This is a genomic window from Ruegeria sp. AA6 (genome assembly GCF_056542865.1).
Genome location: NZ_JBQGAN010000024.1, coordinates 1 through 20,247 on the forward strand (window position 1 = coordinate 1; position 20,247 = coordinate 20,247).

The following is a 20,247-nucleotide window of genomic DNA, read 5'->3' on the forward strand; positions in this document are numbered from 1 at the left end:
CTGCGGTCAGCGTGGTTTTGCCGTGGTCAACGTGGCCAATCGTGCCGATGTTGACATGCGGTTTTGTACGCTCAAACTTTTCCTTTGCCATGATGGCCTCCTTTTTCGGTAATGAAGGGAGCCCCTTACCGGAGCTCCCTCAAATCTTCGCTTATGCGTATTTCGCCTGAATCTCGTCCGAGATGTTCTGCGGAACCGGATCATAGTGGTCGAACTGCATGGTGAACTGGGCACGGCCCGACGACATCGAACGCAGAGTGTTGATGTAGCCGAACATGTTCGCCAGCGGAACGAACGCGTCGATCGCGATTGCGTTGCCGCGCGGTTCCTGACCAGACACCTGGCCACGACGCGAGGTCAGGTCGCCGATGATACCGCCGGTGTATTCTTCCGGGGTGATCACTTCGACCTTCATGATCGGTTCCAGCAGTTTCGCGCCAGCTTTGCGCATGCCTTCACGCATACACATACGCGCCGCGATTTCGAATGCCAGAACGCTCGAGTCAACGTCGTGGAACTTACCGTCCAGCAGGGCAACCTTGAAGTCGATCACGGGGAAGCCAGCCAGCGGGCCGCTGTCCATAACCGACTGGATGCCTTTTTCGACACCCGGGATGTATTCCTTCGGAACGGCACCACCAACGATGCGGCTTTCGAACGAGTAACCTTCGCCCGGCTCGGTCGGAGTGATCTCGAGTTTAACTTCACCGAACTGACCCGAACCACCCGACTGTTTCTTGTGGGTGTAGGTGTGCTCGACCGGCATCGAGATGGTTTCACGATAGGCCACCTGCGGTGCACCGATGTTCGCTTCAACCTTGAACTCGCGCTTCAGACGGTCAACCAGGATGTCCAGGTGAAGTTCGCCCATGCCCTTCATGATGGTCTGACCCGATTCCAGGTCGGTTTCCACACGGAAGGACGGGTCTTCGGCGGCCAGACGGGCCAGACCCTGGGACATCTTCTCTTGGTCGCCCTTGGTTTTGGGCTCAACCGCGATCTCGATCACTGGATCGGGGAAGGTCATGGTTTCCAGAACCACCGGATCCTTCGCGTCACACAGGGTATCACCGGTGGTGGTGTCTTTCAGACCCGCCAGCGCGATGATGTCGCCTGCAAACGCTTCTTCGATCTCTTCCCGGTTGTTCGAGTGCATCATCATCATACGACCGATGCGCTCTTTCTTGCCTTTGGTCGAGTTCAGGATCGAGTCACCCTTGTTCATGGTGCCCGAGTAGATCCGGGTGAAGGTCAGCGAGCCAACAAAGGGGTCGTTCATGATTTTGAACGCCAGACCCGAGAACGCCATGGCGTCATCGGCACGACGGGCGATGTCACGAACTTCTTCCTCGTCGCCGGGTTTGAAGCCCATGTAATCAACAACGTCCAGCGGGCTGGGCAGATAGTCGATCACAGCGTTGAGCAGCGGCTGAACGCCTTTGTTCTTGAACGCCGAACCACCCAGAACCGGAACGAACGCGATGTCCAGCGTACCTTTGCGCAGCAGGGCGCGCAGGGTCGGAACGTCGGGCTCATTGCCTTCCAGGTATTCCATCATCGCGTCGTCGTCCATTTCGACGGCCGCTTCGATCATCTTGCCGCGCCATTCGTCAGCCATGTCCTTCAGGCTGTCGCGGATCGGAGCTTTGATCCAGCTTGCGCCCAGATCTTCGCCCTGCCACAGCCACTCTTCCATGGTGACCAGGTCGATCAGGCCTTCCAGCTCGGACTCGGCGCCGATCGGAATACCAACCGGAACAGCGCGTGCGCCGGTGCGGTCTTCGATCATGCGAACGCAGTTGAAGAAGTCTGCGCCGATCTTGTCCATTTTGTTGACGAAAACCATACGAGGAACCTTGTAGCGGTCAGCCTGACGCCACACGGTTTCGGTCTGGGGTTCAACACCGGCGTTTGCGTCCAGAACGCAGACGGCACCGTCGAGAACCGCCAGCGAGCGTTCAACTTCGATGGTGAAGTCAACGTGGCCGGGGGTGTCGATGATGTTCAGGCGGTGCTTAGGGGTATCAGCGGTCTGACCGTCCTCGGTGCGTTCCCAGAAAGTGGTGGTCGCAGCCGAGGTGATGGTGATACCGCGTTCCTGCTCCTGCTCCATCCAGTCCATGGTGGCTGCACCATCGTGCACCTCACCGATGTTGTGGGATTTACCAGTGTAATACAGGATACGCTCCGAGCAGGTGGTCTTACCTGCGTCGATGTGCGCCATGATACCGAAGTTACGGTATAGTTCGAGAGGATATTCGCGTGCCATTGGTCTAAAGCCTCTAGATTACCAACGATAGTGGCTGAAGGCTTTGTTCGCCTCGGCCATCTTGTGGGTGTCTTCGCGCTTCTTAACAGCGGTACCGCGGGACTGTACAGCGTCCAGCAGTTCGCCGGCGAGGCGTTCTTCCATGGTGTTTTCGTTGCGGGCGCGGGCAGCGGAGATCAGCCAGCGGATGGCCAGAGCTTCGCGGCGCTCAGGGCGCACTTCTACCGGAACCTGATAGGTTGCACCACCAACGCGGCGCGAGCGAACCTCGACCGACGGTTTGATGTTGTCGAGCGCTTCGTGGAACACTTCGACCGGTGCGCGCTTTACCTTGTTTTCAACGCGGTCAAACGCGTTGTAAACGATGCGTTCTGCGACCGACTTCTTACCGTCGATCATCAGGTTGTTCATGAATTTTGTCAGAACCTTGTCGCCAAATTTGGCGTCAGGCAGGACTTCGCGTTTTTCGGCGGCGTGACGACGTGACATATCAGCCTCTCCTTCTTACTTGGGACGCTTCGCGCCGTATTTCGAACGACGCTGCTTACGGTCTTTAACGCCCTGAGTATCCAGAACACCGCGCAGGATGTGGTAACGCACACCGGGAAGGTCTTTCACACGGCCGCCACGGATCAGAACAACCGAGTGTTCCTGCAGGTTGTGGCTTTCACCCGGGATGTACGAGATGACCTCGAACCCGTTGGTCAGGCGCACCTTGGCGACCTTACGCATAGCCGAGTTCGGTTTCTTAGGTGTGGTGGTGTATACACGTGTGCAGACGCCGCGTTTCTGCGGGCACTGCTCCAGGTGCATGGACTTCGAGCGTTTTACTTTGGGCTGCCGCGGTTTGCGGATCAGCTGTTGAATAGTTGGCATTCCGGTTTCTTCCCCGTTTTGCAACACACATGACATGCACGCGCATTGCGTGCGGTTAAACTTGCTGCACTTATGCGTCCACAAGCGCAAAACCCGCGAGCGTTCCCATTCCGAGGTGAACGTCGCGGTTGGTTATCAGAGGACGCGAACGGCAAAATTGTCCGGGTCTTGACCAGTCCATTACTGAAATCGGTTTTGGGGCGGCCCCCAGTACCGAGATGACGCGCGTAATAGGGGGAGTCGGCCCGACTGTCAACAGTGCGACCCGATTGGGTGCCTCGCCGGGCCGGTTCAGGCAAATTTATCAGGGCGTGACAGGGATTTCCAGCGCCACAGTCGTTGCGGGGCCCTGTCTGCAAGGGCATAGTCCCGTTACCAGACTGACCCACGGATGAATCATGCAAGTTATCGGCCTTTGCCGTTTTTCCTATCCTGCTTATGGCGGCTTTCAGGTGGAACATGACACGATCGAGGAACGCAGGCAGTACCTCTATAACCCCGCGCGTCTGGAAGAACGGTTTCGCCTGTTCGAAACCGTTACGCTGCCCTGCTTCAAGGAACAGACCGATGAGGACTTTAAGCTCCTCATTGTGATCGGAGAGTGCCTGCCCAAACCTGCCTGCGACCGCTTGCACGACCTGACCGCAGGAATGAAGCAAGTGAAGATCGTCAGCCGCGAACCGGTGCGCCACCGCACGGTGATGAAAGAGGTCATAAACACCGCGCGCGGCAATACCGACGCGCCCTGCCTGCAATTCAGACACGATGACGACGACGCCGTATCCGTGGACTTCGTTGAACGCCTGCGCGGTGCTTTGGACGATGGCAGAGGACTGATCGAGAAAAATAGAACCGTCGCCATCGACTATAATAGCGGCTTTCTCGCGCGCTTTGGGCCCGACGGGATTCTGGCCAGGCAGAAATTCCAACCCCTGCTAGGGGTAGCGCTGGGTATGTATGTGGGCGAGGGGTGCGACCAGACGATCATGAACTTCGGCCATCACCGGATCGGGAATTTTATGCCGGTGATCAGTTACCCCGACGCACCGATGTGGGTCCGCACACTGAACCAATTCAACGATTCCATCCATGCCCGTAAAAACAAGGCCGAGCTTCTGCCTCTGACACCGGAACAAGAAGGCGAATTCATCGCGCGTTTTGCTATTGACCAGAACGCCGTGAGGCGGGTTCATTCGGCAGCGCGAGACTGACGTTCGCGGAACAGAGTGAACAACCCTGCCCCAACGACCAGAGCAGCCCCGAACGTCGTAATCGTGTCCGGCCATTCGTCGAAAACAAGCCAACCAAGCCCCAATGCCCAGATCAGGCTGGAATAGCGAAACGGTGCGATGAAACCGACCTCTCCCACGCGCATAACCATCACGCTAAACAGATAACCCATCAACACGAACACAGCCGCCGACGCGACAAGCATTCCGGCCCCTGCCGACACGGGCGCCCACCCTTCGAACACCGAAACGAGACTGGCGGTCAGAGTAATCGTCAGTGATGTGGCCAACGTCACAACCATCGACGGCACATGGGCCGACATTCGGCGCGTTATCAGATCGCGAACAGTCACAGACGCCATCGCGGCCAAGGCATAGATCGCATAGATACTGAACCCATCCGGCCCCGGACGCACAATCAGCAGCATACCCGCAAACCCGATCACAATGGCTGTAATCCGTCGCCACCCGATTTGCTCTGAAAAAAACAGGGCCGCGCCCAGCGTCACCGTCAGAGGCAAAGCCTGCAGAACCGCAGTGACGTTGGCCAACGGCATGTGTTTCAGCGCGATCAGAAAGAAAAACGTCGCTGAAATCTCAGCACAGCATCGAACCGCCACCAGCCATTTGTCATGGCGCGGAAAGTTCAGATGCAACGCCCCCAGATTGCGCGCCAGCACGTAGACTAGGGCGGTGGCCAGCGCCCCGCGTATCGCCACCAACTGGAACAGAGGCATCTCCTGCAAGGCCACCTTGACCAACGTGTCGTTCACGGTAAACGCGGCCATGCTGCCCATCATCAGCAGCGCGCCTTTCACATTCGGGGTCATGCAGAGAATTTCCAACGCTTCGAAATAGCGTGCATTGGCAAGATCACCTCAGCCCTTGTCAAGACGCCTTTCCGTTCTGTCGCAGAAAGCGGTGAAACATGGAAGCGCCGAGAAGACAAAAAATGTGTATACTACGGTCATTCCAACCGTGGTCTGGTTATGCGGAACGCTCGTCTGTTTGAAATTGGGGTTATTTCTATCGGCGTTATCATCCTAACGCTCTCGGTGATCTCGGCCATTCTCTACTCAATTTTGCTCGGACTACTGCTGTTTGTCGTGCTGACCGCAGCTTTTGTCTGGTACGTCTACAACCACGACGCATGGATCGTAAGTCGGCTGACATCGGACGATGACCCGCTCATCCTGAACCTTTGCATGACAGGATTTGTTGGCCGAGTCCGAGCGATAACGCGGTTTTTGCCTGCTTCACCCCGTTGCCGGTTTTGTCTCGTGCCATTTCAAGGTTTGGGAAAAATTCTGGGAATTAAGCCCTCGGCTAAGAACCCTAACTTTTGTCAAAGCTGTTTTACAGCTCTGCCTGCGGTGACAATCAACCTTGAGGTTGGGATTCTCTTCGCCGATCTCCGAGGGTTTACAGCTTGGTCCGAAAATCACGCGCCTGACGAAGTTGCGGACGTATTGACCCAGTTCTACGAGATCGCAACCAAGGAGATCACGCGCGACGACGCGATTGTGGAATACATCGGTGATCAGATAATGGCGATCTATCCTGTGCCCTTGCCGTCGCTGGGTGTACGTACAGCAGACAAGATGCTGGCAGCTGCAAAAAGGCTGGTCGCAGGCATAGACCAAGGACATCTGCCTCTCGATGTCGGGATTGGAATGACTTTGGGAACCGCAAATGTAGGGTCAATTCAGACCGGTGCCGCCAAGGATTTTACTGCAGTTGGAGATACTGTGAACACAGCCGCACGATTCCAGGCGGAAGCTGGACCAAGGGAACTGGTCTATTCCGAAGCTTTCTCTGAAAGCCTTAGCAGCGAACCAGATATAGCGGAAGACCGCACATTCAGCCTGAAAGGCAAGGCCGATCCTGTGAAAGCCCATGTGCTGTTTGTGTGAATGCTGACGAGCATCTTCTGACGTGATCCGGGCGGCACGCACATAACGAAATGCCCGTGGTCTACAAAAAAGGCCCCGCGAAATCGCGGGGCCTGATCTTTGGATTAAGAAGCCGCTTACTCGCGGCTTTCCGGAGTATCCACCAGAACGTCCAGCTCGTCGCCGACCATGTCGTCGTCGATCATTGGCGCAGCCAGAGCAGCGGCCGCTTCGGCCTCTTCCCGGCGGGCTTCGATCACGACGTTGTCGCGCGACTGGGCAACCTGGCGCACAGCCTGGGTCGCACCACCGGTACCGGCGGGGATCAGGCGACCGACGATGACGTTCTCTTTCAGGCCGACCAGTTTGTCCTTCTTGCCCTGAACCGAAGCTTCGGTCAGCACGCGGGTGGTTTCCTGGAACGACGCCGCCGAGATGAACGAACGCGTTTGCAGCGAGGCTTTGGTGATTCCCAAGAGGATCGGCTCGCCCTGTGCCGGACGACCACCGCGAGCGATGGTCTTCTCGTTGGCCGCGTCGAACTCCTGCTTGTCGACATGCTCGCCTTTCAGCAGGGTGGTGTCGCCTGAATCCAGGATCTCCCACTTCTGCAGCATCTGGCGCACGATAACCTCGATGTGCTTGTCGTTGATCTTCACGCCCTGCAAGCGATAGACGTCCTGCACTTCGTCGATCATGTAATCCGCCAGCGCTTCGACACCCATGATGGACAGGATGTCATGCGGAGCCGGGTTACCGTCCATCAGGTATTCACCCTTCTGGATGAAGTCCCCTTCGGCGACCGGGATGTGCTTGCCCTTGGGCACCATGTACTCGATGGTCTCCATGGACTCGTCAGCCGGTTCGATGCTGATGCGGCGTTTGTTCTTGTAGTCGCGGCCAAAGCGCACGTAACCATCGGCTTCTGCGATGATCGCGTGATCTTTCGGACGGCGGGCTTCGAACAGTTCGGCCACACGCGGCAGACCACCGGTGATGTCCTTGGTCTTGGCGCCTTCACGCGGGATACGCGCGACAACGTCACCGGCCTCGATGGTCTGACCATCTTCGACCGACAGGATCGCATCCACCGACATCGGATAGTGAACCGGGTTGCCCGCATCGTTGCGGACCGGCTCGCCATCTTCTCCGACCAGTATGATTTCGGGCTTCAAGTCGCTGCCTTTGGGGGCGGCGCGCCAGTCGATCACGATCTTCTGGGTCATACCGGTTGCTTCGTCGGTCTCGTCGCGGACAGCAAGGCCCGAAACCAGGTCAACGTATTTCGCGGTACCGGCTTTCTCGGCGATGATCGGTAGGGTGTAGGGATCCCACTCGAACAGCTTGTCGCCACGGGCCACCTTGGTGCCGTCCTTGACAAACAGCTTGGAGCCGTAGCCCAGCTTGTGGCTGGCACGCTCTTCGCCGTGCTCGTCCTTGATCACCAGCTTCATGTTCCGGCCCATGACCAGGCTTTCGCCTGCCGCATTGACCAGGATCTGCGGGTTCTCGAAGGAAACAACACCTTCCTGGCTGGCTTCCTGGAACGACTGCTGACCACCTTGCGCAACACCACCGATGTGGAAGGTCCGCATGGTCAGCTGCGTACCGGGTTCACCAATGGACTGAGCGGCGATGATGCCGACAGCTTCACCCGTGTTCACCATGGTACCGCGTGCAAGGTCACGACCGTAGCAGGTTGCACAGACGCCTTCCTCGGACTCACAGGTCAGAGGCGAGCGGATGCGCATCGACTGAACACCAGCTTCATCGATGGTGTCAGCCATACGTTCGTCGATCAGCTGACCCGCAGCCACGATCACCTCATCGGTGCCCGGACGCAGAACATCGTCAGCCGCCACACGACCCAGCACACGCTCAGCCAGCGAGGCGACAACCTCACCGTCGTTCACGGCGGCTTCGGCAGTGATCGCACGCTCGGTGCCACAGTCGATCTCACGAACGATACAGTCTTGCGCCACGTCCACCAGACGACGGGTCAGGTAACCCGAGTTCGCCGTCTTCAGAGCGGTATCCGACAAACCCTTACGAGCACCGTGGGTCGAGTTGAAGTACTCGAGAACGGTCAGACCTTCTTTAAAGTTCGAAATGATCGGCGTCTCGATGATGTCGCCATTCGGCTTGGCCATCAGGCCGCGCATACCGCCCAGCTGCTTCATCTGCGTGACCGAGCCACGTGCACCCGAGTGCGCCATCATGTAAACCGAGTTCGGTTCCTGTTCCGAGCCGTCCGCTGCCCGATCCGAAGACGAGATCGTGCTCATCATCGCCTCGGTGACACGGTCGTTACACTTCGACCAGGCATCGACAACTTTGTTGTACTTTTCGCCCTGAGTGATCAGGCCGTCCATGTACTGTTGTTCAAAGTCCTTCACCTGACCGCGGGTGTCATCGACGATGCCCCACTTGTCGTCCGGGATAACCATGTCGTCCTTACCGAACGAGATGCCCGCCTTGAACGCTTCTTTGAAGCCCATCGACATGATCTGGTCACAGAAGATAACCGACTCTTTCTGACCGCAGTAACGGTAGACGGTGTCGATCACCTGCTGCACTTCTTTCTTCCGCAGCAGGCGGTTGACCAGATCGAACGGCGCTTTGTTGTTCATCGGCAGCAACGCACCCAGACGCAGACGGCCCGGAGTGGTTTCATAGCGCTTCTGAACTTCGTTGCCTTCGTCGTCGATCTGCGTGATCCGCGCGGTGATCTTGGTGTGCAGATGCACTTCACCCGCGTCCAGCGCGTGCTGAACTTCTTCGATCGAACCAAAGACCTTGCCTTCGCCAGGCATACCTTCTCGTTCCAGGGTCACATAATACAGACCCAGGATCATATCCTGCGACGGTACGATGATCGGCGCGCCGTTTGCAGGCGACAGAACGTTGTTCGTCGACATCATCAGAACACGGGCTTCCAGCTGTGCCTCAAGGCTCAGCGGCACGTGAACGGCCATCTGGTCACCGTCGAAGTCGGCGTTAAAGGCCGAGCAGACCAGCGGGTGCAGCTGGATGGCTTTACCTTCGATCAGAACCGGTTCGAACGCCTGAATGCCAAGACGGTGCAGCGTCGGCGCACGGTTCAGCATGACAGGGTGTTCGCGGATCACCTCGTCGAGGATATCCCACACTTCGGGACGCTCTTTCTCGACCAGTTTCTTCGCCTGTTTCACGGTCGAAGACAGACCCTTGGCCTCAAGGCGCGAGTAGATAAACGGCTTGAACAGCTCCAGCGCCATCTTCTTGGGCAGACCACACTGGTGCAGCTTCAGCTCGGGGCCGGTCACGATGACCGAACGGCCCGAGAAATCGACGCGCTTACCCAGAAGGTTCTGACGGAAGCGACCCTGCTTACCTTTCAGCATGTCCGACAGCGATTTCAGCGGACGCTTGTTGGCGCCGGTGATCACGCGGCCACGACGGCCGTTGTCGAACAGAGCATCCACGGATTCCTGCAGCATCCGCTTTTCGTTGCGGACGATGATGTCAGGCGCGCGCAGTTCGATCAGACGCTTCAGACGGTTGTTCCGGTTGATGACGCGGCGATACAGATCGTTCAGATCCGACGTCGCGAAACGGCCACCATCCAGCGGAACCAGCGGACGCAGTTCCGGCGGAATGACCGGGATCACAGTCATCACCATCCATTCGGGGCGGTTGCCCGACTCGAGGAAGGATTCAACAACCTTCAGACGCTTGATGATCTTCTTGGGCTTCAGCTCGCCGGTTGCTTCGGCCAGATCAGCACGCAGCTGCTCGGCTTCGGCTTCCAGATCGATCTGGGCCAGCATCTCACGGATGGCTTCAGCACCGATATTCGCGGTGAACGCGTCCATGCCATAAGCATCCTGTGCGTCCATGTACTCTTCTTCGGTCAGCATCTGGCCATAGGTCAGGTCGGTCAGACCGGGCTCGATGACAACGTAGTTTTCAAAGTACAGAACGCGTTCCAGATCGCGCAGCGTCATGTCCAGCATCAGACCGATGCGGGACGGCAGCGATTTCAGGAACCAGATATGTGCGACGGGCGCGGCCAGTTCGATATGGCCCATACGCTCACGACGGACTTTCTGCAGGGTGACTTCCACACCGCATTTCTCGCAGACAACGCCGCGATACTTCATCCGCTTATATTTGCCACACAGACATTCGTAGTCTTTGATCGGGCCAAAGATACGCGCGCAGAACAGACCGTCACGTTCAGGCTTGAACGTCCGGTAGTTGATGGTTTCGGGTTTCTTGATCTCGCCATAGGACCAAGACAGGATCCGCTCGGGCGACGCCAACGAGACCTTGATCTCGTCGAATACTTTCGGGGGCGTCAGCGGGTTGAACGGGTTGTTGGTGATTTCCTGGTTCATTGGATTTCCTTTCCAAGCTCCGGGCATTCGTAGAATGTTCCACGGCGGTATGCGCGCCACTTGATTGTTTCGTCAGTGACGCGTCCCACGCGCGGCTGTTCAAACATGGGAACGTCGACACGTTTTAGGTTCTTGCGGATTGGAGGAGTTTCCACCGGCTCGCCCCATTGCCAACCGAAGCCATCGTCGGTTGGGCACCACATTCCACTTTGGCTTGTGGCATGAGACTCAGCTACAGCGTAATACTTGCCCGTTGAGGCATCATACGCTGCGTACCCGCCAAATACTTGGCAGGCACTCAAAGCAACCGGTGAGATAGCTATTGCTACCATAGCTCTCACTCATCGACCTCCGCATCCAGGAGTTCCATATTCAGGCCGAGGCCACGGACTTCTTTAACCAGAACGTTGAACGATTCCGGTACGCCCGCTTCAAAGTTATCCTCGCCCTTGACGATCGACTCATATACCTTGGTCCGGCCGGCGACGTCATCCGATTTCACGGTGAGCATCTCCTGCAGGGTGTAGGCGGCACCGTAAGCTTCCAGAGCCCAGACTTCCATCTCACCAAAGCGCTGACCACCGAACTGCGCCTTACCACCCAGCGGCTGCTGGGTAACCAGGCTGTACGGCCCGGTCGAACGCGCGTGGATCTTGTCGTCCACCAGGTGGTGCAGTTTCAGCAGGTACTTGATGCCCACGGTCACCGGACGTGCGAATTGCTCACCGGTACGACCGTCGAACAGAACCGACTGACCGCTTTCCGAGAAGCCTGCACGCACCAGCGCGTCGTTGACGTCCGCCTCTTTGGCACCGTCGAAGACCGGGGTTGCGATCGGAACACCACGGGTCACGTTGCCCGCAGCCTCGATCAGGCCATCCTCGTCCAGACCGGTGATGCCTTCTTCGTAGACATTCTCACCATAGGCCAGCTTCATCGCTTCGCGTACCGGAGTCAGATCGCCGGACCGGCGGTATTCACCCAGAGCGTCGTCGATGTTCAAACCCAGACCGCGCGCGGCCCAACCCATGTGGGTTTCCAGAATCTGACCAACGTTCATACGCGAAGGCACACCCAGCGGGTTCAGACAGAAGTCAACCGGCGTACCATCGGCCAGGAACGGCATGTCTTCCATCGGAACAACCTTGGAGATCACACCCTTGTTCCCGTGACGACCGGCCATCTTGTCGCCCGGCTGCAGCTTACGCTTCACGGCGATGAAGACTTTGACCATCTTCATCACACCCGGCGGCAGGTCGTCGCCACGGCGAACCTTTTCGACCTTGTCTTCAAAACGGGCGTCCAGAGCACGCTTTTGCACTTCGTACTGCTCGTTCAGAGCCTCGACGATCTGTGCGTCCTGCTCACCTTCCAGCGCCAACTGCCACCACTGACCACGGGTCAGAGTTTCCAGCAACTCCTCGGTGATCACCGACCCTGCCTTTACGCCTTTCGGGCCTTTGACAGCGGTTTTACCCAGGATCAGGCCTTGCAGACGCGCATAGATGTTGCGGTCAAGGATCGCCAGCTCGTCGTCCCGGTCACGGGCCAGACGTTCGACTTCCTCACGCTCGATCTGCAGCGCACGCTCGTCTTTTTCGACACCGTGACGGTTAAAGACGCGGACCTCGACGACCGTACCGTAATCGCCCGGCTTCACGCGCAGCGATGTGTCGCGCACGTCAGATGCTTTTTCACCAAAGATGGCGCGCAGCAGCTTTTCTTCCGGGGTCATCGGGCTTTCGCCCTTCGGAGTGATCTTGCCGACCAGAATATCGCCCGGCTCAACATCCGCACCGATGTAAACGATGCCCGCCTCGTCGAGGTTGCGCAGCGCTTCTTCACCGACGTTCGGAATGTCGCGGGTGATCTCTTCCGGGCCCAGCTTGGTGTCACGGGCGGCGACTTCGAATTCCTCGATATGGACCGAGGTAAAGACGTCATCACGCGCGATACGTTCCGAGATCAGGATCGAGTCTTCGTAGTTGTAGCCGTTCCACGGCATGAACGCGACGACCACGTTCTTACCCAGAGCCAGTTCACCCATGTCGGTCGACGGACCATCAGCAATGACTTCGCCCTTCTGGACGGTGTCACCCACTTTGATCAGCGGACGCTGGTTGATGCAGGTGTTCTGGTTCGAACGCTGGAATTTGCGCAGACGGTAGATGTCAACGCCAGCGTCGCCCAGTTCCAGGTCTTCGGTGGCGCGGATAACGATACGCTGGGCATCGACCTGGTCGATGATACCGGCGCGTTTCGCCTGAATCGCAGCACCCGAGTCGATCGCAACCTTTTCCTCGATCCCGGTACCGACCAGCGGCGCTTCGGCGCGCAGCAGCGGAACCGCCTGACGTTGCATGTTCGAGCCCATCAGAGCGCGGTTGGCGTCGTCGTTTTCAAGGAACGGGATCAGCGATGCGGCAACCGAAACCAGCTGTTTCGGCGACACGTCGATCAAGTCCACATTCTCGCGCGGAGCCAGAGTGTAGTCACCGGCCTGACGGGTCGAAACCAGATCGTTGATGAACTTGCCGTTCTGATCCAGCGTCGCGTTCGCCTGCGCCACGGTGTGACGCATTTCCTCAGTCGCGGACATGTAGTGAACCTCATCGGTCACCTCGGCGTCTTTGACGACGCGATACGGTGTTTCAATGAAGCCATACTTGTTCACGCGGGCAAAGGTGGCCAGCGAGTTGATCAGACCAATGTTCGGACCTTCGGGCGTTTCAATCGGGCACATCCGGCCATAGTGGGTCGGGTGTACGTCGCGGACCTCAAAGCCCGCACGCTCACGTGTCAGACCACCCGGGCCAAGCGCCGAGAGGCGGCGTTTGTGGGTGACCTCGGACAGCGGGTTGGTCTGGTCCATGAACTGCGACAGCTGCGACGAGCCGAAGAATTCGCGGACAGCAGCCGCAGCCGGTTTCGCGTTGATCAGGTCTTGCGGCATGACGGTGTCGATCTCGACCGACGACATACGCTCTTTGATCGCGCGCTCCATGCGCAGCAGACCGACGCGGTACTGGTTTTCCATCAACTCGCCGACCGAACGTACACGACGGTTGCCGAGGTGGTCGATATCGTCCACGTCGCCTTTGCCGTCACGCAGTTCCACCAGCGCCTTGATGCAGGCCACAATGTCTTCGCGGCGCAGAGTGCGCAGGGTATCCGGCGCATCCAGAGCCAGACGCATGTTCATCTTCACGCGGCCAACGGCGGACAGGTCATAACGCTCGCTGTCGAAGAACAGGGTGTCGAACAGGGCCGAGGCCGCTTCGACGGTGGGCGGCTCGCCCGGACGCATGACGCGGTAGATGTCCATCAACGCGCTTTCACGGTTCAGGTTCTTGTCCTGAGCCATGGTGTTGCGCATGTAGGGGCCAACATTGACGTTATCGATGTCCAGAACCGGAATGTCGGTGATGCCCGCATCGATCAGTTCCTTGACGGTGCCACCGATCAGGTCGCCGTCCTTGTCGTATTCCAAGGTCAGCTCATCACCGGCTTCGACATAGATCGCACCGGTTTCTTCGTTGATGATGTCCTTGGCGACGAACTTGCCAACGATGTTGTCGAACGGAACCAGCAGGTCAGTGACCACACCTTCTTCGATCAACTTCTTAACCGCGCGCGGGGTAACTTTCTTACCCGCTTCAGCGATTACTTCACCGGATTTCGCGTCGATCAGGTCATAGGTCGGACGGGTGCCGCGCACACGCTCGGGGAAGAACGGCGTGACCCAGCCCTTCTTCTTGTCCAGCTTGTAGGACACAGTGTTGTAATACGCGTCCATGATCGCTTCCTGATCCAGACCCAGCGCATACAACAGGGTGGTAACAGGCAGCTTACGGCGACGGTCGATACGGGCGAACACGATGTCCTTGGCGTCGAACTCAAAGTCCAGCCAGCTGCCGCGATACGGGATGATGCGGCAGGCAAACAGCAGCTTGCCCGAAGAATGGGTCTTGCCCTTGTCGTGGTCAAAGAACACACCGGGCGAACGGTGCATCTGGGACACGATCACACGCTCGGTGCCGTTCACGATGAACGTTCCGTTCGGCGTCATCAGGGGCATGTCGCCCATGAACACGTCCTGTTCCTTGATGTCCTTGACCGATTTCGCGCCGGTGTCCTCGTCGACATCGAACACGATCAGACGCAGAGTGACCTTCAGCGGCGCGCTGTAGGTCATGTCGCGCTGCATGCACTCTTCGACATCGTATTTGGGTTTTTCCAGATCGTATTTCACGAACTCCAGAACGGAGGTTTCGTTGAAATCCTTGATCGGGAAAACCGACTGGAACACGCCTTTGATGCCTTCGCCGTCAGTGGGCTGCTCTGCATCGCCGGAGCGCAGGAAAAGATCATAAGAAGATTTCTGTACCTCAATAAGGTTCGGCATCTCCAGCACTTCGCGGATTTTGCCGTAATATTTACGAAGACGTTTCTGGCCAAGGAACGTTTGAGCCATGTCAGATGTCACCTTTCGATGTTCTCAGCGGGCAAAGACACCGTCGGGCCCCGGCGCCTTGCACATTCGAGAGGACACGTCCGGATCAATTCATGGCCACCGTCCCGAAGGCAGCCTCCCGATCCGCGAACCGCGTCTTAGAAAACGCCCCCTGAAAGAGGCCCTTTCTAAGACAGGTTCGGCTGGACCCGGATTTCTCCGGACCCAGCCAAATTTTTCGGCGCATCAGCGATGCACCAGAGACTAAGCTTAGGCCAGCTCGACTTCGGCGCCAGCTGCTTCCAGCTTGGCTTTGACGTCTTCTGCTTCTGCTTTGTCCACGCCTTCTTTGATCTTGCCGCCGGCTTCGACCAGTTCCTTGGCTTCTTTCAGGCCCAGGCCGGTGATGCCGCGAACTTCTTTGATGACGTTGATTTTCGAAGCGCCGGCGTTCTTTAGAACGACGTCGAATTCGGTTTTTTCTTCCTCAGCTGCACCGCCGGCGTCGCCACCAGCAGCCATGACAACTGCGCCGCCTGCTGCGGGCTCGATGCCGTATTCGTCTTTGAGGATGGTTTTCAGTTCTTGTGCTTCCAGCAGGGTCAGGCCCACGATGCTTTCTGCGAGTGCTTTCAGATCAGCCATTGTATTAGCTCTTTCCGTTTTACAGTGTGTGTTCCAACGTCAGGGTGTTTCCCCTACGCAGATCATTCAGTGCCAACCGCTTACGCAGCTTCCGCCTTCTCTTCGATGGTGGAAAGGATGCTTGCGATGTTGCTTGCAGGTGCGCCAATTGCACCGGCGATGTTCGAAGCAGGCGCGCCAAGCATACCGGCGATCGTAGCAATAAGCTCTTCACGCGACGGCATTTTCGACACGGCTGTAACACCAGCACGGTCCAGAGCGTTCTCACCCATCGCACCGCCAAGAATTTCGAACTTTTGGTTCTCCTTGGCGAAGTCCTCGGCCACTTTGGCTGCTGCCACAGGGTCCTCGGAATAGGTCAGAACGGTCATCCCTGTCAGCAGGTCGGCCATGCTTTCACACGGCTTACCCTCAAGGGCGATTTTGGCGAGCCTGTTTTTGGCAACACGCACGGAGCCACCCGCGTCACGAGCACGTGCGCGAAGGTCCTGCATCTCGGCAACTGTCAGACCGGCGTAATGGGCAACCACTACGACGCCAGAGCTTTCGAAGATTTGGCCGAGTTCCTCGACCACTTTCTCTTTCTGGGCTCTATCCACAGTTCTCTCCAAGTTAGGGGCGATACCTCACCCCGGCTCATATTTGCCAAGGCTAAAACCCCGGCGTTCAGGTCCGTTGTCACGGGATGGGCCAAAATGCGCCCGAGGGTGGGACCCTCAGAATTCTTTGGTCTTACCCGTCTCAGGCAGGGAATTAAGGGACCGGATGGACCCACCCACCGTCTTGGACGAAACGAAATAAAGCGCACGACGAATCGCACGCTTTACTCCGCAGCTCTCATTAGGGCAAATACGAGGGGTTTCCAAGGGGTAAATTGCGCTGTTTTTAGGTTTGGCAAGACCCTACTTTTGTCAGCGATTGACATGCCCTGCAGGCTGGGGTCCTGTCAAACACAAAACTCGATTGCGTCCCCTCCCCATTGACTTGCCCCAGCATGCTGACTCTCACCAAAGATGAACACAGACGCGCCACTGGCTTTGTCGAGGAATTTTCTCACAACATTTCAGCTGGTGGCGTGTTGCCTTTTGAGTGCATGTATCGATCACACGACTTTCCTGACACGCGCATAGTACTGCGGGTCAAAGGGCCGTCACGTGATTTTGCCCTGAAAATTGATACTGCTTCGCCCGGCTCGGGTCGGCTGCAAAACGAGTTCGAACTACTGACCCGGCTTACGCATGCTTTTGAGCAGCACAAGACATCCCGAGTGGTGCGCCCATGCTATATGTCCCCTGGATGCAGGTTCTTTGTCACAGAACTGATTGACCGCCCCACCTGTGTTGACGTGATCCATAACAGCAGGGACGACGACCAAGTTTCACAAATCTACCGCCGCGCCGGGGCGTGGCTGCATGATCTTCACAGTTTTCGGCCCCACAAGGATTACGGCTTTCGCCCACGCTGGATGACCGACAGCATCAATGCACTGCTGACCGAGGTACCGGCTGAAAAACGGCAGGAAGCGCAACCAATGGCCGAACGGCTTGAAAAGGATGCCCAGTTGCTGAAAGGCATCCCGGAAACGCAGGTCTTCTCACACGGAGATTTCCACGGCCAGAACCTCCTGGTCGGCCAAGGCGAAATGATTGGACTGGATTTCACCGAGGCGCGCGAAAAGTTGGCCGTCTATGATATCGTTGACTTCCTGAAATCGGACATTTTCCGGGAAGCATCCCCCTCGGCCATTGACCGCAGTGGCATAGTGAAACGCAACAAGGACATGTTCTTTCGACGGTATCGGCACTCAATACACATGGGGATTCTGGATTTCTGCCTTCGCGGCCGCCTTTTGAAGGACTGGCTTGCCCTTTGGCAATTCAACTATGTCTGCAGTCCCCATGAAGAAGACAGGCGGCAGCGCTTGGGCGACAGGCTGCGGATCGCCTTTCAGCGCTGCTGACTCGCAGCGGCATTCTCAAAATTGACATGATTGTGTAATGGCACTGATGTACAATGGCGTTGACGGCGCGTTCTCGACCCGATCTTTATTCCGGGTATAAACACCGAGCGGCTGCACACAGGCATGGCCATCGTAACAAGTAAGTAATGGGTGATCACGCCAATGGTTCTTCGCAGTTTCTTTGCTCAGGACAGCTCCAGCCTCATCGCTACGTTTGTTCCCAGTACAGCGGATTCCAATGACATTGCGGTTGGTGGATCGGTCATCAACAACTCGGACACGCCGAATGGAACGGTCTTTGTATATTCCGGTGGCACAGGAACAACCGTCACACTGGACGACACCAGCGGCAGTTCGGACGTGTTCAATGACGATCAGGAAACCGGCCACGTTATTACAGACGGCGGTGGCATTGTCGCTAATGGAACTCAGGTCGAATCCGAATCCATCATTACCGTGCGCGCGCTCGACGAAGATGGAAACCAAACCGGCCCCGAGATTGACATCTATGTGTTCTCCCAGAACGGAAACACACAAGACGTTTGGGGCTATGGCACCTCGGCCCCGCTGGAACCCGGAATCTCCTACGTCAAAATCAGCGGCTCAAATGCAGGCAGCTCGGGTTATTCGGACTACATCACCTGCTTTGGCGCCGGGACGTTGATTGAAACCGCTGAGGTTGAAGTCGACGTGCAAGATCTTGAGCTAGGACAGCTTGTCTGGACCAGGGACAATGGGCTGCAACCGATCCAGTGGATCGGAACAACAGAGGTTGCCGGTTTTGGCGCATATGCTCCGGTGGTAATCGAGGCCGGAACGCTCGGGAACACGCGCGACCTTATCGTGTCGCAAGAACACCGGGTGCTGGTCACGTCACCCGCGACAAACATGCTGTTCGCAACACCCGAGGTCTTCGTTGCCGCCAAACATCTATGCGGGCATCCGGGGATTTCGATCCGCGAAACGGATCGCATCACCTATGTGCATTTCATGTTTGATCGACACCAAATTGTAAGGTCGAACGGAGCGTTGACAGAAAGCTTCTACTACGGAAACGCCGCAAAATACGCGCTCTCATCCCCTCAGCGAGCAGAAATTAGGGCGCTCTTCCCGACGATTGGGAACACAACGGATGCCCTCTGGCATACAGCTGCGCCCACAATCAACGCACGTGAAGCCAGCGTACTGCGCGCCTATCTCTAGGAAAATTTAGGCCAGAAACGAAAAAACCCGGGCTGCGACAGCAACCCGGGTTTCTCTTGAAAGCACTTGGCTTGGGCTTATTCGCCCGCCGCCGCAGCTACGTCCAGAGTCACGCCCGGACCCATGGTCGAGCTCAGCGCGATTTTCTTCATGTAGGTGCCTTTGGCGCCCGACGGTTTCGCCTTGGCAACAGCAGAGACGAAAGCACGGACGTTTTCGGCCAGCTTGGCTTCGTCGAACGACGCTTTGCCAACGCCAGCGTGCACAACGCCGCCTTTTTCCGCTTTGAACTGAACTTCACCGCCTTTGGCTGCTTCCACGGCCGCTTTCACGTCCATGGTCACGGTGCCAACTTTGGGGTTCGGCATCAGGTTGCGGGGGCCCAGAACCTTACCCAGACGACCGACGATCGGCATCATGTCCGGGGTGGCAATGCAGCGATCGAATTCGATGGTGCCGCCCTGAATGGTTTCCATCAGGTCTTCTGCGCCAACGATGTCCGCACCAGCTTCTTTCGCTTCATCAGCTTTCGGGCCGCGAGCAAAAACAGCAACGCGCATCGCTTTGCCGGTGCCGTTCGGCAGGCCGACAACACCGCGAACCATCTGGTCTGCGTGACGGGTGTCAACGCCCAGGTTCAGTGCGATTTCGATGGTCTCGTCGAATTTCGAGGTTGCGTTGGCTTTGACCAGGGCAACTGCTTCTTCGACCGACAGGTTTTCCTTGCCGGCGACAGCTTCGCGCGCAGCGCGGGTACGTTTACCGAGTTTTGCCATCTTACTTCACCTCGATGCCCATAGAGCGGGCCGAGCCCAGGATGATCTGCATTGCGCCTTCGACGTCGTTGGCGTTCAGATCTTTCATTTTGGCTTCGGCGATTTCACGAACCTGCTTCGAGGTCACAGTTGCCACGGTCTCACGACCTGGGTTTTCCGCGCCACGGGGTCGGTTACGTTTGCCAACCGGCTTCAGACCAGCTGCTTTTTTCAGGTAGTAAGACGCGGGCGGCGTCTTGATGTCCATGGTGAAGGACTTGTCCTGATAATAGGTGATCACGGTCGGGCACGGAGCGCCGGGCTCCATGTCTGCGGTCTTGGCGTTGAACGCCTTGCAGAATTCCATGATGTTGATGCCGCGCTGACCCAGCGCCGGACCAACTGGCGGCGACGGGTTCGCCTGACCTGCAGGAACCTGCAGTTTCATTGTACCAGCAAGCTTCTTAGCCATTTGGTTTTCCTTTCAACGTAGGTGAAACGCGTTCCACCCGGTTTATGTTGCGTGGTCCGATCCGGGATCGCGATCCCATCAACCTCCCACAAGAGATTCTCGCCAGAAGACGAT

The 20,247-nt window shown here is 57.3% G+C and carries 15 protein-coding genes; 4 read left to right on the top strand and 11 right to left on the bottom strand.

From position 1 onward, the window contains the following. The 4 genes from ACR0LN_RS19715 to rpsL all read right to left on the bottom strand — a co-directional run. Positions 1–91: GTP-binding protein (locus tag ACR0LN_RS19715; protein ID WP_215675807.1), on the bottom strand; the 91-nt coding region annotated here is incomplete at its 3' end. 60 nt (positions 92–151) lie between these two features. Further along, the gene (gene fusA / locus ACR0LN_RS19720; RefSeq protein ID WP_171096025.1) at positions 152–2,269 is read right to left on the bottom strand and encodes an elongation factor G; all 2,118 of its coding nucleotides are present in this window, start codon (positions 2,267–2,269) and stop codon (positions 152–154) included. 18 nt (positions 2,270–2,287) lie between these two features. Beyond that, positions 2,288–2,758, bottom strand: coding sequence for a 30S ribosomal protein S7 (rpsG, locus tag ACR0LN_RS19725; protein WP_480432037.1), 471 nt, complete (start codon positions 2,756–2,758; stop codon positions 2,288–2,290). 15 nt (positions 2,759–2,773) lie between these two features. Further along, positions 2,774–3,145, bottom strand: a complete 372-nt coding sequence (rpsL, locus tag ACR0LN_RS19730; protein ID WP_005621086.1) for a 30S ribosomal protein S12 — start codon at positions 3,143–3,145, stop codon at positions 2,774–2,776. A 398-nt stretch (positions 3,146–3,543) separates the two neighbouring features. Here rpsL and ACR0LN_RS19735 point away from each other — a divergent pair, with 398 nt between their 5' ends. Beyond that, a complete protein-coding gene (locus tag ACR0LN_RS19735) occupies positions 3,544–4,356 on the top strand; it encodes a putative rhamnosyl transferase (protein WP_480432039.1) in 813 nt (270 codons plus the stop codon). Here the strand turns inward: ACR0LN_RS19735 and ACR0LN_RS19740 are convergent. Beyond that, entirely contained in the window at positions 4,335–5,204 is an 870-nt protein-coding gene (locus ACR0LN_RS19740) for a DMT family transporter (protein WP_480432041.1), read from the bottom strand. The two genes, ACR0LN_RS19735 and ACR0LN_RS19740, sit on opposite strands and share 22 nt — an antisense overlap. 159 nt (positions 5,205–5,363) lie before the next feature. Between ACR0LN_RS19740 and ACR0LN_RS19745 the strand changes: the two genes are divergently transcribed. After that, complete coding sequence (locus tag ACR0LN_RS19745) at positions 5,364–6,287, top strand: adenylate/guanylate cyclase domain-containing protein (protein WP_480432043.1); 924 nt, start codon at positions 5,364–5,366, stop codon at positions 6,285–6,287. Between the two features lie 116 nt (positions 6,288–6,403). Here the strand turns inward: ACR0LN_RS19745 and rpoC are convergent, their stop codons facing one another. The 4 genes from rpoC to rplJ form a co-directional block, all read right to left on the bottom strand. Then, on the bottom strand, positions 6,404–10,645 hold the full coding sequence (gene rpoC, locus ACR0LN_RS19750) for a DNA-directed RNA polymerase subunit beta' (RefSeq protein WP_480432044.1): 4,242 nt from the start codon (positions 10,643–10,645) through the stop codon (positions 6,404–6,406). Between the two features lie 337 nt (positions 10,646–10,982). Next, positions 10,983–15,119: a DNA-directed RNA polymerase subunit beta gene (rpoB, locus tag ACR0LN_RS19755; RefSeq protein ID WP_480432046.1), complete on the bottom strand. Its 4,137-nt coding sequence runs from the start codon at positions 15,117–15,119 to the stop codon at positions 10,983–10,985. Positions 15,120–15,368: 249 nt separating this feature from the next. After that, positions 15,369–15,743, bottom strand: a complete 375-nt coding sequence (gene rplL / locus ACR0LN_RS19760) for a 50S ribosomal protein L7/L12 (protein WP_008204003.1) — start codon at positions 15,741–15,743, stop codon at positions 15,369–15,371. An 80-nt stretch (positions 15,744–15,823) separates the two neighbouring features. Further along, positions 15,824–16,342: a 50S ribosomal protein L10 gene (rplJ, locus tag ACR0LN_RS19765; protein WP_170375385.1), complete on the bottom strand. Its 519-nt coding sequence runs from the start codon at positions 16,340–16,342 to the stop codon at positions 15,824–15,826. A gap of 494 nt (positions 16,343–16,836) precedes the next feature. Here rplJ and ACR0LN_RS19770 point away from each other — a divergent pair, with 494 nt between their 5' ends. Both ACR0LN_RS19770 and ACR0LN_RS19775 read left to right on the top strand, forming a co-directional pair. Next, positions 16,837–17,703, top strand: coding sequence for an aminoglycoside phosphotransferase family protein (locus tag ACR0LN_RS19770; RefSeq protein WP_480432048.1), 867 nt, complete (start codon positions 16,837–16,839; stop codon positions 17,701–17,703). A 162-nt stretch (positions 17,704–17,865) separates the two neighbouring features. Beyond that, complete coding sequence (locus ACR0LN_RS19775) at positions 17,866–18,906, top strand: Hint domain-containing protein (protein WP_480432050.1); 1,041 nt, start codon at positions 17,866–17,868, stop codon at positions 18,904–18,906. Positions 18,907–18,983: 77 nt separating this feature from the next. Here ACR0LN_RS19775 and rplA read toward each other — a convergent pair whose 3' ends face one another. Together rplA and rplK are read right to left on the bottom strand one after the other, a co-directional pair. Next, positions 18,984–19,682 (bottom strand): 50S ribosomal protein L1, encoded by a 699-nt coding sequence (gene rplA, locus ACR0LN_RS19780; protein WP_170407486.1) that lies wholly within the window; start codon positions 19,680–19,682, stop codon positions 18,984–18,986. Between the two features lies 1 nt (position 19,683). After that, entirely contained in the window at positions 19,684–20,133 is a 450-nt protein-coding gene (gene rplK / locus ACR0LN_RS19785; protein WP_010440985.1) for a 50S ribosomal protein L11, read from the bottom strand. Positions 20,134–20,247 lie beyond the last annotated feature (114 nt).